Origin of the sequence: Nostoc sp. JL33, assembly GCF_017114985.1 — a bacterium.
Taxonomy (GTDB): Bacteria; Cyanobacteriota; Cyanobacteriia; order Cyanobacteriales; family Nostocaceae; genus Nostoc.
In genome coordinates this window covers 94,756-108,933 of the sequence record NZ_JABXKP010000078.1, presented here as the reverse complement: position 1 = coordinate 108,933, position 14,178 = coordinate 94,756, and the positions used below count along the sequence as shown (strand labels likewise).

The window sequence follows — 14,178 nt, the reverse complement described above, 5'->3', positions numbered from 1 at the left end:
ATTCTCTATCGCAGATAATCAGTATTATTTATTTATTTGGCTTGATGCCCTCACAATATAATGAGCCTGGCAGATATACTGTTCCATCAGCATTAATATCTAAGACTTCATCACTAAAGCTTGGAATATCACTTGTATGGGCATCCAAAAATTTTATATCCGAAAAACCAACTCTTTCAAAGAGCGTTTTCATACTATAGCTATCATACATCCACTTATGTTTTTCACCAAGGGACGTTTCATCTATCATAGACTTGCGGACATACTGTGGTATTAACTTCTTTACCATGTCAAGATAGAGGTATTTAAATTTGTTCCTGAGTTTATTTTGATTGATACTAAATACCTTTTGCAACAAAGAATTAGTATTCTTATTTGCCATCTCTTCTTTGATTTTAACACCAGTTCTTGCTTCTACATAGTTTATGGATGATTGATCATTATTTTCAAGCACTTCTCGCCAATAAGTTTTCATCAAGCCGCCATGTTCTGTTCTTACCAATTGGTCGATTAACTCAATAATAATCCATTCATATTGTTTCCTTGTTTCTTGATTTTCAAGGCTGTCGATAATTCTTAAATATTCACGACATGTTCGCTCTAAGTCAGGAACAACGATGCGTAAAATGCCTTGAGGTTTTAGAACTCTATAGCACTCTTTCACCAACATTTCTCCCGTGTCCTGAGAGAAATGCTCTAGGACATGACTGCTATAAATCACATCGAAATAATCTTTAGGGTATGGGAGTGGTTGTAGTAAGTTATGGGCAATTACTTCAGGATGCTCAGAATTAAAATCTATATTGATCCATCCAGAACAAAATCTGTGTCCACATCCAAAATTTAACTTTTTCATGCTTTTTCTCCTTTCAATTATGCAAGTATGTAAACTATTTACCTATTTAAATATTGGTGTCCTCTGATAACTAAGAGTCAGAGATAGAGATGTTGTGACATACATCAACCAATTCCAACCGGGAGTTAATAATCTTGCTTCTGAGAAATTGACTATGACGATGAGAACGAGTATCTGCATTGGCCAATAATCTTCCGGTTTTTTGGCGACAGAAACAATTCGAGTCAATGCCATTACAAAGAACCGGATAAACCCTACCGCAAAAGTCAGAAAACCTAAGAATCCTAATTCTAGCAATAGTTCTAAAAAACCATTGTGAGCATTACTTGCCCAATCATAAGTGGCTCTCAGTTTAGATGCAGCATTACTAGTCCAAAATGCGGAATATCCATAACCTAGCCAAGGTCTTTCCAAAACCTTGGGCATCACTAGCTCCCAGAGGTCAGAGCGTCCATTTAAGGTAAGGTCTTTACCAGAAGTACCAACTATAGTTTCGGCATTATTGATCAGTAACATTGAAAAAATAATCAGGAACATTAAAGCTGAAGTAATCATAATAACTTGTAATTTATAATTAGTCTTTCTAAAGGATTGGTAGAAAGGCAAAAGTAATATCATTGTCAATAAGATTGCCAAAGATGTTGTTGAACGTGTGAGGATAATTAGACATATAGATAACCCACATAATGCCCACATCAACCAGCGATATCGATAGCTACTAAGGGCAAGATGTAAAAAAACTCCTGCACTCCAATTCATCATGTAACCTAATTCATTTTTATGACCATAAATTCCGCTCCACATATCTAGTAATTCAGGTGATTTGTGAATATAACCTGGTATGAATGCAGAGAATATCATAGATAATAATGCAGCTGCACCAAGCGCCCAAGCTATTAGCCTCATTTGTTCTCTAAGGGAATAGCGCATCGCCAAATAGATTGCAATCAAATATATTCGGATTAGCCCTTTTATATAAATCAGACTAGAATGTAGGTCTTCTGACCACAAGATAGAAAATATAACTATTGCTAGTAATAAAAATTCTAATGGACTTCTGGTAGCTACATAAATAAAACCTTTCCAGTATAAAATTAGGAAATAAAATAGAATTAAATATGAAACTATATTGAACAAAGTATCTAGCTTATCGCCTCCAAGGGTAGACATGGAAACTTCTTGTGCAGGGTGTATTGTTAATGCCCCTACAGCAATGAATAATAGCAAGATAGTTAATATTTTTTCTGTTAATTTTACCTTCATCGCTGACATTTAATTTGTTAATTTACTACATACATAACTATTTTTGGATCGTTGAGTAATTCAATCTTTTTTTCACTTCCTCTTTAAAAATATCCAATGCAGTTGCTTTAAAGACTGTTTTCTGCGTAAAATTATCTGCCTCTATATTCCTCACAATAAACGGTGGATGTTTTAAGGGAAATTCCATTGCTTGCATCGACATATTGATAAAAGAAAATTCTTGGGTGGAAGTGAAATGAGTTGCGTCTGCACCAACACCAACATTAGAGATTAAATTTACGTTGGGAATAATGCTTAAGCTACCCTGCATCCAGCAAGCAAATGTCCATTGGTAATCCCAGGTTATACCTGTAGGATTGTTATAAACAGACTCAAATATTCGTTGCCAATAGCTTACTGCTTTTGGGTCTACAAGAATATCATGTAAAAGATTTTCTGCTTGTACCTCTTTCCAGAGTTTGATGGTCAAATCATAATGCTGCCAAGCACGTCTCCAACTTGCCCAACCCCAGCAGTGGTTGTAGCGAGAAAAATAGTAACTGTAATTTGTCCGTTTTCGTCCGAATTGAAGATTTTGAGCAGAGATTGTGGCAACTCTGGTATCGTTTCTATATTTTTCTAGCAGTTCTTCACTAAATCTGAAAAATGTTGGTTGAGGGATACAATCATCTTCTAAAATAATTGTCTCTTCAACATTATTAAATACCCAATCTAAACCACTAGATACTCGTTTTGCACAACCTAAGTTGATATTAGAATAATTCTTGATAACTTCGCAGTCCCAATCAACTCTCTCAATAATTGCGCGAGTTGCTTGACACTTTTCTGCCTCACCTTCGCGGTCATTGCGGGGCCCATCTGCAATTACAAAAAGTTTTGTTGGCTTGGCTTGGCGAATAGCTTCAAAAACTTTCTCTGTTATTTGTGGGCGCTTGAAAATAATAAAAGTTACTGGTGTTTGCATTTTGATTAATTTGGCTAATGTGCTTGATATATAAAGGTTAGGAAAGAACGATCAATATTTGTAAAAAGGAAGAAGCGATCGCACCTGAATCTTAAATATTTTTTGTGTTCTTGAATCAAATGCGTTGCATAGAAAAGTAGCAGCAGCTTGAGATATTATTGTTGCGATCGCAGCCCCAAGTCCCGCATATTTAGGAATAAGTAATAAATTCAGAATAATATTTAGTATTGCCCCAAATAAAGTCTTACCTAAAGAAACGTGGTTTAAACCTTCAGCAATAAACCAAGGTGATGTTGCAAGACCCATGAATACAAATAAGGAAGTCCAAATATGAACTGCTAATATTGTTCCTGCTTCTGCATATCCACTTCCAAACATCACCATAATTATCTTGTCAGATAGGAATGTCAGTGGAAGAGCGATTGCAAAAGATATACATGTCATTAGACTGAGTAATTTTCCTATTCGCTGATAGTAAAGACTTTCTGATTTTTCCTTAGCTGCGTAAATCGAAGGAGCAACAGAAGAAACAATAGCTCCCGGAATAAAATACCAAATTTCAGAAATACGGACAGCAGCAGAATAAATTCCAACCTCACTATTTCCGATCATTTGACCTAACATCACCTGATCTATTCTCATATAAATCAGGATAGCGAACCCCGAAAAAATTAGAGGTAAACTCTCTTTCAGAAGAGTTTTAGCAGCAGAGAAACTCCAACGCCATAACCACAACGAAGACCCTTTGACTTGGTAAACAATCAGCAAGCCAATTGCACTCATCGCAAATTCTGCTAATGTTACCCAAGCAAAAGCTAACAATGGTGCTTTTGTTAAAATTAGCGCTATTTTGATGACACTATTTAGGATAAACGCTGTGTTTTTAGCGATCACAGTGTATTTTGACTGCACCTGCGATTGAAACCAAACTTCAATAGTATCAGTAGCCCTAAAAATTCCTGCCATTCCTAAAATTGCAACTAGCCATATCTTCAGTGTTTCATGCTCACCTAAGAAAAACATAGTGCTAACTGCCAATAAGACAGAAGCAATTCCACCCAGAAATTTTAGCCAAAAAGTGGTTCCTAAAATTTCCTCTTTGTTAGATGATTGACGGACAATATGGCGAACTACTACGTCGTCCAGTCCGAGAGTGAAAATTGGGCTAAATAAGCTAACAAAAGCTAAAGCATAGTTAAAAAGACCATATTGCTGTACTCCTAAGTAGCGCGCTACCCATACTCCTACGACCAAGCTTGCACCCATACGTAGAATGCGGTCAGCAAACAACCAGCCTGTATTGGCAATAATTGCACGCAGCCCAGAACGAGATTTAAATTTTGATAAGTTTTTAATTTTTAATTTACTTAACATTATTTTGAGGAATTAATCATCTGACATTTTCTATCCCTATCAAGCTCTATCGGGCAATTTTTTTACAAGGTACAAAATAACGTGGGTTTATCCAGGATTTCACATTATTTATCGCAATTTTGAATTTCCCACCGATCAAATTTGTCAAAAAATAGCTAAATAAGAAAACGATGCCCTTTATTTTCCAAAAAAAGTTGTATTCAAACAAAAATATGATTTTAAAATATGAAATAAAATCTTCAACTTGTGGATATGGTATTGTTTTTAACTCATTCAGAGAAGTGAAAGCCAATAATAACGGTAAACTAAAATTATTTTTTTGCAGGATGTAATTAAATAAGGAATTACGTTTCCAGAATCTCTTGTATTCATAGTTGTTGTCTATGTCTAAAAAATTCTTGTTATGATACTGATTATTTTTATGTATTCTATACATGACTAAAGGTTTAGACATATAAAACTTTTTAGCCCCTACCAAAGAAGCTCCCCATACTAGGCAGTCATCAGCCCGGACACGCCAATCTTCTATATTTGGAATAGGCAAAATTTTTCTGATTATTTCTTTACGCATTGATAATGTTGAAGTTATGGAGCCAATCCATTCACCACTATATAAAGTTCTGATTACTGAATAACCCAAATCTAAATCAACAGCATCAGCTTGAAATGTTTCTTCTACTGCCCCAAATTTTTTATACGCACAAAAAAGGAAATCACATTCAGTATGTCTATTATAAAAATTTAGGGCAGTTTCTAAATATTGAGGTTCATAAATATCATCCGCGTCTAAAAAAAATATAATGTCCCCAGTTGCAGCTAAAAAACCTTCATTAAAGGATGATAATTGTCCTTGGTTTTTTTCTTTCAAGATAGATTTTACATTAGCTAATTGAGTAAATCTAGTGATGACTTCCAGAGAATTATCTGTGGATGCATCATCAACTATAATAATTTCATCAAATTTAACTGTTTGATTTAAAGCGCTAACAATTGCTTCTGAGAGAAATTCAGCGTAATTGTAGTTATTAATTAAACAAGATGTTTTGATTTTATTTTTATTCATATAAAGTGGTGCTTAATGCCTCGGTACTGAACAAAAGAGAAAGTAGATACTTTTGAAAACCTAGAATTACCAATACGCTGGATATTTTGAGGAACTTGTAGGAATATCATCAGGTCTACACCTCACCCAGTATTCATTATAAAGAGACTGAAAAAATGGAATTTTATCCCAACGGTTGCCTTTAATTCCAAAAAGAATTTGAGTTGACCCTCCAAGATGTACAGCCTGTTTACCCAGAGATTTAATGTAAGCAGCTAATGGAAGTCCATAAGCACCACATCCGATAATAGCTATGTCAAAATCTTGATCTTTAATCTTATTACACATCCAATCATAAGCATCAAACCAAGTATTGAACTGGGTTTGAGTTCCAGCCAGAGACTGAACTGCTTTGAAGGGAATTAGTTCAAATTCGGGCAGAATATTTTGGTTTTCAAAAATTAACTTCCTATGGTTTTTATATTGTGATAAAATTGTTTCTGCAAAAGGATGAATGACTAAAACCTTTTTTCCTTCAAGATTCTTGCTCCAAGGGTCGTTGTGATAATAAGGTTCAAGTGTATTTAATTCCACAAAAGAAGCTTTTCGGCAAGAATTTCTGATAATTTCCGGCTCTCCAATTTGAAGCCATACTCCCAGAGTATCTATAGATTTTGACGATTCTAGAAAAAGTTGACTAAATCGATCTAAATGTTTTCCATCTACTGGGAAAAAACCAGAATCATTAGACATCGACTCGAATATAGAACCCTTGTAACCTCCTTTTAGGTATTCATGCACACAATAAGCTTCTGTGCTACCAAAGCGAGTAATCATAAAAGGTTTAGTATCTTTAATAAGATTGCTAACTAATTCATTACTCTGTTGGGGAGATAAAATTTGCTGATATATATCATAATTTTTTACATAATTTTTGAGAATTATTGCCTTTGTATAAAGAGAGCCTTTCCATTTAGCTAATGGAGTATTTGATTTTACGAATTGCTTGAGATTTTTGCTTAATGTCATTAATTTAGTCCTACAGTCAAAAAATTTGGTTTAGATCGTTGTAGTCAGGGTCGCTTTTGCAATCCAGAGGAGAACTTAACGCTCTTTGGAAAATTTTGTTAAGCTGCTAGATACTAAATCTTGTTCGATTTGTTGTTTTTTGGTGTCACCAAAATAATTCTTAGGTTCATTTTTAGTATTTACACCATTGATGACTATGCCTAACACCTTCTGACCTGACTGAGTTAAAAACTCTTTAGCTGCATTCGCGCTGTTCAAGTCAACCACTCCAGGGCGAACGACTAATAACATACCGTCAGTGAGGGTACTTAAAACAGCAGCATCTGCTATTCCTGAGAGAGGTGGAGTATCAAAAATTACTAAGTCGTAATCTCTCCCAAAGTTACTAATTAATGTTGCCATGCGTTGAGAATCTAGCATTGCTACTGGATTGGGAGGCAAAACTCCCGAACTAAGAACCTCCAGATTAGGCATCACTTCTTGCACAGCTGCATCTAAAGAAACTTGGCCGGCAATGACATTACTTAGTCCGATCGCATTTGTTAGCCCCCAGATATGATGCTGTATGGGATGACGCATATCTGCATCCACCAACAACACCCGACGCCCGGACTGAGCCATAGTCACAGCTAAATTTGCAGATACGTCAGACTTTCCTTCTTTGGCAACGGAACTTGTAACTACAATGCTTTTGAGCGGTTTATCAGAACGGAGGAACTTCAAGTTCACTTGTAGTATTTGATATGCGTTACCAACAGGGAAGTAAGGAATATCTCTGCCAATGATTTTGGGAATAGGTCTATCGAGTCCTGCTATAGAAGTATGAGCTTTCCCGTTTCTAGCTTGTGTGGGAATCACTCCCAAAACACTGTATTTCAAGACTTCTTTGGCTTCTTTGACCGTCTTCACCGAGCGGTCTATCAAGTCTAAACTAAAGGCAACAATGATACCTAAGAAAAGACCAACTCCTCCTCCACCAACAATAAACAGGATTTTGCGGGGACCTTCTGCTTTATCGGGAATTAAGGCATAGGAAATGACACGAGCATTAGGAATTTTTTGGTTCTGTGCAATATCAATTTCTTGGCGTTTCTTTAAAAGTGTTTCGTAAGTCGTTTGAGCTGCTTGCAACTTCCGTTCTAACTCTCGTTGGCTCTGTTCTAGCCTTGGCAAATTATTTGCTCGTTTGATGTAGGCATCTTGCTGTCGCATGAGTGTGGCAATTTGTCTCTCTAGACCAACGCGTTCTGCCTGAGCACGAGTAATATCTGCAATTAGGCTTTGGCGCAGTTGTCCAACCTGTAAACTTCCCGGCGTTATCTGCGCTGTACCCGCTACTTGTCCTGTCCGCTCTTTTAGCAAGCTATTAAGAGCTACGACTTTTTCTTCTAAGTTAATAATTGTAGGGTGTCCAGGTTCAAAACGAGTCCGCTCTAGTGCCAGTAGGCTTTCTGTTTCTTGGAGTTGGGCAAGCACTTTCTGAACCCCAGGTGCTTGACTCAATTCAGATGCGATTACACCTTGCTGTGAATCTACCTGAGCTTCAGTGCGTAACTGTTCTAAACGACCTTTGACATCATCTAGTTGAGCCAAACCTTGAGAAATTTGGTTTCCTAACTTGGAAATCGTATCGACTGCTGCGGTTGCTTCTTGTCCCAAGACAACAACTTTATTCTTTTCTTTAAATAGCCGCAGTTTTGATTCGGCTCTTCTGACAATTTCCTCAGCTTTGGGTACTTCCGTTACGAGAACCTCTTTGGCTGTCAGTGCTTCATTCTGATTAGCCTTAATATTTAGGTCGATATAACTGTCGATAACTTGATTGACGATTTTGGCAGCCAGTTCAGGATTACTGCCTTTATAAGAAAGTTGTACAACATCAGTGCCTTTGATTCCTTCTATTTTTAGTTGTTTTGCCAAGTCGGGAATCGACAGCTGTTTGCCTTTACTATCTTTGAGCTTGAGGGAATTAATTGTTTTCTCAATGACTGGATTTGAACCAACAATTCTCACCTGAGTTTCCAGGGGATTGTCGTTCACATTCAAAGCTTCCAGGCGTCCTATGTCTTGCGTTAACCCTGTAAGTGAGGAAGAGCGATTTGTTTTAATCATCAAACTTGCTTCTGCCTTGTATGAGGGTTTTAGTGAAAATGCATACAAGCATCCAAGGGTAACAGCTATGCCAAAAATTCCTACTATAGATAGCCAACGCCGTTGAAGAACTTCTAAGTATTTCTGAATATTTACTTCTTCAAAGTTTGGTAAAGATTCCATCGTCATAATATATACAAGCTTTATAAAAAAAGACTATTTACTTACAGCAGATTTTTCTCAATATTTTCCTGACAGTAGCACTGTAGTCTACTTCCCAATGGTAATATTTGCGTTAATTGTCAGCTAATGCCTTTTTGGCGAGGTTGTTCAATATCTCAAGCAAACTAATAGTTTTATCAATCGCAATATTAGCTGATATTGCTTGATACTATCCTGACAGCAAAAAGAGGATAACTCACAACTTTCTCCCGGATTTAGAGGCTTTCCATTTTTTTTGGTTAACTTAGTTTTGTGTTGTTAGTGATGCAAGTATTGATTAGTAATCTAATACTCAACATCATATTATGTAAAAAGACTTAATTGAATAACTTTACAAACAATTTATACATGGCAGTATATTCGCTGATTGTGAAAAGACAAGAGAAATTAATGGCTTAAGCGTAAGGAATAGAGTAATTGTGCCAGCCTACAAGCAATAGAACCACTTTAGAGTGAGGCTTTGTGCAGTTATAATAAACACTTGGAAAGACTGGACGGATATTTATGTAAGCTGTTTAAAAAGCTTCCAACAACAATTAATTCTTGCTCTGAATAATGGTTAATTTTAAGAACGATACGGAATTGAGAATATTAAGATTGTGTGATTTTAGTATGAAATTTGTAAAGACTTGCGAGCAGTATATATGTTGTCTTATCTCTGTAACCGCATGGGAACACGCATGAGAGATAAACGGCTAGTAAGTAAGTTTGCACAATAAAACCAAACTATCTGAAGAAAGATAAACTAGGCTACAACCCTCTTCTCTCCTGCCATTAATACGGTTAACAGAATATAAGTTAGCGCAGTTGCAGCAGGAAGCAGATAACAGGCGAGTGTCAAATTCCGACGTGGTTAGAGCATGGGTTGCTCAACTGGCTGCTCCCAGACAAAAGTCTACATCTGGCTAAACTTCACTATATTTTTAATGAACTTTACCTATACTTCTTACTAGCTGTGTTAATCTGAGGTACTCAAACTAGGGTGCTATTTTTTGGGTTTCTGTATCTAGGCAATTGTAATTATTAAACTGACATTAAATGTTAAGAGATTGAATTATGAAATCCTCTTCCATCACCTTAATCGTTGTGATTAGTGCACTCGCTCTCCCCCAGTGTGCCTATGCCAACCAAGAGAATGTTCTCATGACAACAGGCGATGCTGCAAAGGAGCCGTTTCACTATCGCAATCAGGCTGGAGTTTTATTGACGCAACCAGCCACGATTAACACTACATGGAGTAATTTTATCGGACAGACTAATAATCCAAAACAAACTGCTGAATCAATTTCGCTAGTGCGGGAGCGAGGCTACCAAAATATTAACCCGCTTGAGTTCATCAAGAACCCAGACGCTTTCTTTAAGCAATGTCAAAAGCCAACAAATATTCAAAGTTCTCAAAGTACTGAGCCAATTGAGTATCTCAAGGTTCCTAAACTCGATTCTGGTATTAGTGTGACAGTTAGTAAGTTTTGATATAAAAACTTTTTTAACAATAGATAACTAATTCTTGGTAAGCAATCTGCATTTAAGTTGCTCCCATCAGGGCGGGCTTTCGGGGCCACCCCACAAGATATTGAGAAAATTTTAATATAATCTTAGATGTGTTTTAGCTTAGTGTAATTTATCTAGGTAGTTTACGTTAAAACATGGATGAAATATTTATGCTGGCTGCTTTAGCTCAAAGCAGAAAAGCTTTGCCGGAATGTTTGCCGAACCCACCAGTAGGCTGTATAATCACAGATGCCCAAGAGATAGTAGCTAAAGGATACACGCGGGCACCTGGAAAACACCATGCTGAGGCTGACGCACTTAACCAGATTCAAGGCAAAGCTTTCGACTTCTTGAAAATGTATGTAACTCTTGAACCTTGTTCTTTTCATGGACGCACACCCGCATGTGCTTTAGCGATCGCTGAAGATCGTCGTATACATGAAATATATGTATCTATAGTTGATCCAGACCCCCGTAATCATGGTCAAGGATTGGACATTCTCAAAAAAGCAGGAAAGACAGTTAATGTCGGGTTATGCGCCAATGAGGTAAATGCTTTTCTTAACCAATATCTACTAAAGTGATGGTTGAAGAGTTAGGTTAAAATTGCAACGTAGTACCATCGTGGGTTATATATAAACAAACCTTGATTTCTCATGCTTTCCACGGAGGTGGACTACCCTTCTCTTGACGCAGACGCTACGTGTAGCTTGCTTCCACGTACTCCTGCGGAGGACAAGCTACGCGGAGCGTCCCGTAGAGAAGTGGTACGGGGGGAACGTCAAAACCGAACGTTTGTGTAGTAGACATCTCCGAAAAAGAATCTCAAGCCCTTATCCTATCTAGGTGAAAACTTAATTTCTGGAGATGCCTAGTAGCGTTCGCGTCAGCGTGCCGGAGGCTCTATTCTATTCGCCCAATACTTTTCAAACATCCTCTAAACGTAAATCTTTTCGCTTCAATTAGAATATTAGGGATTTCCAACAAATAAATTACTACTACTTGTGGGGTGTGTTCAAAAGTCCGCTTTTGGCTAGGGCGGGCGAGACGCCCACCCCAGAATAAGTAGTTGAGTATTTTTATTATTTGTCAGCCCCTTAGTGGCGATCGCGGGTGTTGCTGGCTTGCCAAGTATTATCCTTGGTGCTAATGTTACCACTGTTAGTACTTTTAGTCCCGAAAATGTCTTTAGGAGTAATTATATTGATAGTACGGCATTTAATGCAGATGTCTGCGTGCAGTATGACACAAGTGCAATTGTCGCACATACCCACGTCTTTGTCATCCTAAATCCCTAATTACAAGTATTTGACCGGACTCCTAAAGAAAGCTATTCTTGAGCAGGGGGAGGATGAAAAGTGCTTTCTTTCATGGTTAGCGATCGCTCACTACGTACCCAGCTTGATATGATTGGATTATCTAGCAAAAAATTAGAGGAGAAAAACGGACATTTTATATTTAATTAATTGCATTTAATCAGAATTACATAGAAGTATAACCAGACTATTAACACTTAAAACAAATCTCTGGTTTAATAATTCGGAATTATGTTGGTATTTGCTGTTAGTAGTAATTTGTCTGTTAGGTAATAAAATCGTTGCTCGGTCGATTATTCATCTTTTCCAGGAACTATACTATATTGGATAATTAAATTAAACATAATTGTGTTTTAAAATATGCAAAAATCAATAATAAAGGAGCGTAATTGCTTCAAAAGATATGCTGATGATACTTTGGGTAATTGATTTGTAACTGGTGATGATGTTAGTATTAAGGGGTGGGTTGATTTTGGGTTTCTTATCTCCAACAATTGACTTGTAATGTATCATAGACCAGAATTCATCAGTATTGCCAATTGATTGATTAGCAGTGTGAAATTGCTATGAGTGTGAATATCTAGACTTGATACCAATAAATTGATGAAGTTACAGAGGAGCAAATAACCATGAGCAACTTAACATCTCCACATGCCGAAGTTCAAAAAACGAAGAAAAAAAGTTTAGCCGCAGATAGAAAACCTCGAGCTACAGATGATATTGTGCGTAGTTATCTGCAAGACATCGGGCGTGTAGATTTGTTGACTCGCGAACAAGAGGTTATTTTTGCCCAACAAGTGCAGCAGATGATGAATTTACTAGCTGCTAAAGAAGAATTGGCTGTGAAATTAAATCAGCAACCCACGCTGCAAGAATGGGCAGATCAAGTGGAGTTAAGTGTTGAGGTGTTAGAGCAACAGCTAAATTTAGGACACTTAGCCAAGCAGAAAATGATTCAGGCTAATCTCCGGTTAGTGGTAGCAGTGGCGAAGAAATATCAGCACCGCAACCTGGAATTTATGGATCTAATTCAAGAAGGTACTTTGGGTTTAGAGCGAGGGGTGGATAAATTTGATCCCGCGCTTGGTTATAAGTTTTCTACCTACGCTTACTGGTGGATTCGTCAAGGAATCACACGAGCGATCGCTCAACAAGGACGGACAATTCGTTTACCTATCCACGTCTTTGAGAAACTGAACAAAATTAAACGGGTGCAGCGAGAATTATCTCAACAGTTGGGTCGCGTTCCCACTACTGCTGAAATTGCCAATGCGTTATCTTTGACACCTAGCCAAGTTCGAGAGTGTTTGTACTTGGCACGTCAACCCTTTTCCTTAGAAGCGCGAGTTGGTGAACAACAGGATACAGAATTGCAAGACATACTGGAGGATGATGGGCCTTCTCCTGAAGACTATGCCGTTGAAGAATCTCTCCACCAAGACTTACAAGACTTGTTGGCAAAGTTGTCTCCCCAGCAGCGAGAAATATTAACCTTACGTTTTGGTCTGACTGATGGCTATGAACTTTCTTTAGCACAGATTGGCGATCGCATGGGTATTAGTCGAGAACGGGTGCGTCAGATAGAGCAAAAAGCTCTCAGTCTCCTCCGACGGCAAAAGGAACAAGTACGTAGTTATCTGGCTAGCTAAATAATTCATAATTTATAATTACTAATTCATAATTTAATTTTTTAATTATGAATTATAAATTAATAATTATTGGTTATTTTGGGGGAAAATAAACCTAAGTAATCTCTCTCAAAGGTTTGATATGAGTACCTCAAAAACAGTGCAACAATTGCAGGCACAATGGGTGACTTCTGAAAACTTTCAGCGTTATGGACAGGTGATTTTTGCAAGTCTTGATGGCAAAGCTTACGATGTGGAAGATGCCCAGTTAAACCTGCAAAACGGGATTCCACGATTTTATGTGATGCGGTTGGACAAGAGAGGGCGAAAGTTTCACAAAATTACTCGCCATGTGCAATGCACTCAATGTCTAGGTTCTTTGTCAGGGAAGGATTGGTTAATTGCAGTTTGTCCTCCTGATAATGATGTGAATGAACCAGCATTAGAAGAAATTGCTGCTTTCCGCATTCCGGGGAATTGTTTTATCAAGCTACATGAGGGTACTTGGCACGCTGGCCCCTATTTTGACCATGAAGCTGTGGATTTTTATAATTTGGAACTAGCTGATACAAATGTGGTGGATCATTTCACCCATGATTTTCTCAAGAGTCATCAATTAGAGTTGGAGATGTATTATGCTTAATTGCCGGGACATGATATTAAATAATTCGTAATTCGTAATTCGTAATTAAGTAATGCATAGGAGATTTAGAACAAGACTTACATACTTGCTGCCTGTAGAGGCAGGGGAATTAAACCCCTAAACCTTGTTAAATATTGAGTCAGAGACTCAATTCTGACTCAATAAATGCATTCCCATACAGAGTATGCAAACGAGGAAAACGAGGAAAATTCATCAAGCTTGATTTTTAGGACTTGTGTGTACATCGTAGCTCGTTGAA

The 14,178-nt window shown here is 37.4% G+C and carries 12 protein-coding genes; 5 read left to right on the top strand and 7 right to left on the bottom strand.

What is annotated here, in order from left to right; genetic code table 11:
- Nucleotides 1-28 precede the first annotated feature (28 nt).
- The 7 genes from HWQ23_RS23175 to HWQ23_RS23145 form a co-directional block, all read right to left on the bottom strand.
- Nucleotides 29-856 carry a class I SAM-dependent methyltransferase gene (locus tag HWQ23_RS23175; protein WP_292833412.1) on the bottom strand — a complete coding sequence of 276 codons (828 nt, stop codon included), beginning with the start codon at nucleotides 854-856 and terminating at the stop codon, nucleotides 29-31.
- A 42-nt stretch (nucleotides 857-898) separates the two neighbouring features.
- Nucleotides 899-2,119 (bottom strand): O-antigen ligase family protein, encoded by a 1,221-nt coding sequence (locus HWQ23_RS23170; protein ID WP_292833409.1) that lies wholly within the window; start codon nucleotides 2,117-2,119, stop codon nucleotides 899-901.
- 37 nt (nucleotides 2,120-2,156) lie between these two features.
- Nucleotides 2,157-3,083, bottom strand: a complete 927-nt coding sequence (locus tag HWQ23_RS23165) for a glycosyltransferase family 2 protein (protein ID WP_292833407.1) — start codon at nucleotides 3,081-3,083, stop codon at nucleotides 2,157-2,159.
- Between the two features lie 51 nt (nucleotides 3,084-3,134).
- Complete coding sequence (locus tag HWQ23_RS23160; protein WP_292833404.1) at nucleotides 3,135-4,457, bottom strand: flippase; 1,323 nt, start codon at nucleotides 4,455-4,457, stop codon at nucleotides 3,135-3,137.
- A 46-nt stretch (nucleotides 4,458-4,503) separates the two neighbouring features.
- On the bottom strand, nucleotides 4,504-5,520 hold the full coding sequence (locus tag HWQ23_RS23155) for a glycosyltransferase family 2 protein (RefSeq protein ID WP_292833401.1): 1,017 nt from the start codon (nucleotides 5,518-5,520) through the stop codon (nucleotides 4,504-4,506).
- A 66-nt stretch (nucleotides 5,521-5,586) separates the two neighbouring features.
- Nucleotides 5,587-6,528 carry a hypothetical protein gene (locus tag HWQ23_RS23150; protein ID WP_292833398.1) on the bottom strand — a complete coding sequence of 314 codons (942 nt, stop codon included), beginning with the start codon at nucleotides 6,526-6,528 and terminating at the stop codon, nucleotides 5,587-5,589.
- A gap of 75 nt (nucleotides 6,529-6,603) precedes the next feature.
- Nucleotides 6,604-8,808: a GumC family protein gene (locus HWQ23_RS23145; protein ID WP_292833395.1), complete on the bottom strand. Its 2,205-nt coding sequence runs from the start codon at nucleotides 8,806-8,808 to the stop codon at nucleotides 6,604-6,606.
- A 1,089-nt stretch (nucleotides 8,809-9,897) separates the two neighbouring features.
- On the opposite strand from HWQ23_RS23145, the gene HWQ23_RS23140 reads away from it, so the two are divergent.
- From HWQ23_RS23140 to HWQ23_RS23120, 5 genes are all read left to right on the top strand, one after another.
- Complete coding sequence (locus tag HWQ23_RS23140; protein WP_292833392.1) at nucleotides 9,898-10,314, top strand: hypothetical protein; 417 nt, start codon at nucleotides 9,898-9,900, stop codon at nucleotides 10,312-10,314.
- Between the two features lie 188 nt (nucleotides 10,315-10,502).
- Nucleotides 10,503-10,916: a bifunctional diaminohydroxyphosphoribosylaminopyrimidine deaminase/5-amino-6-(5-phosphoribosylamino)uracil reductase RibD gene (locus HWQ23_RS23135; protein ID WP_292833389.1), complete on the top strand. Its 414-nt coding sequence runs from the start codon at nucleotides 10,503-10,505 to the stop codon at nucleotides 10,914-10,916.
- Nucleotides 10,917-11,432: 516 nt separating this feature from the next.
- Nucleotides 11,433-11,630 (top strand): DUF3172 domain-containing protein, encoded by a 198-nt coding sequence (locus HWQ23_RS23130; RefSeq protein WP_292833386.1) that lies wholly within the window; start codon nucleotides 11,433-11,435, stop codon nucleotides 11,628-11,630.
- 647 nt (nucleotides 11,631-12,277) lie between these two features.
- Nucleotides 12,278-13,297, top strand: a complete 1,020-nt coding sequence (locus HWQ23_RS23125; RefSeq protein ID WP_292833383.1) for an RpoD/SigA family RNA polymerase sigma factor — start codon at nucleotides 12,278-12,280, stop codon at nucleotides 13,295-13,297.
- Between the two features lie 121 nt (nucleotides 13,298-13,418).
- Nucleotides 13,419-13,919, top strand: a complete 501-nt coding sequence (locus HWQ23_RS23120) for an ureidoglycolate lyase (RefSeq protein ID WP_292833380.1) — start codon at nucleotides 13,419-13,421, stop codon at nucleotides 13,917-13,919.
- The last annotated feature ends 259 nt before the right edge of the window (nucleotides 13,920-14,178 follow it).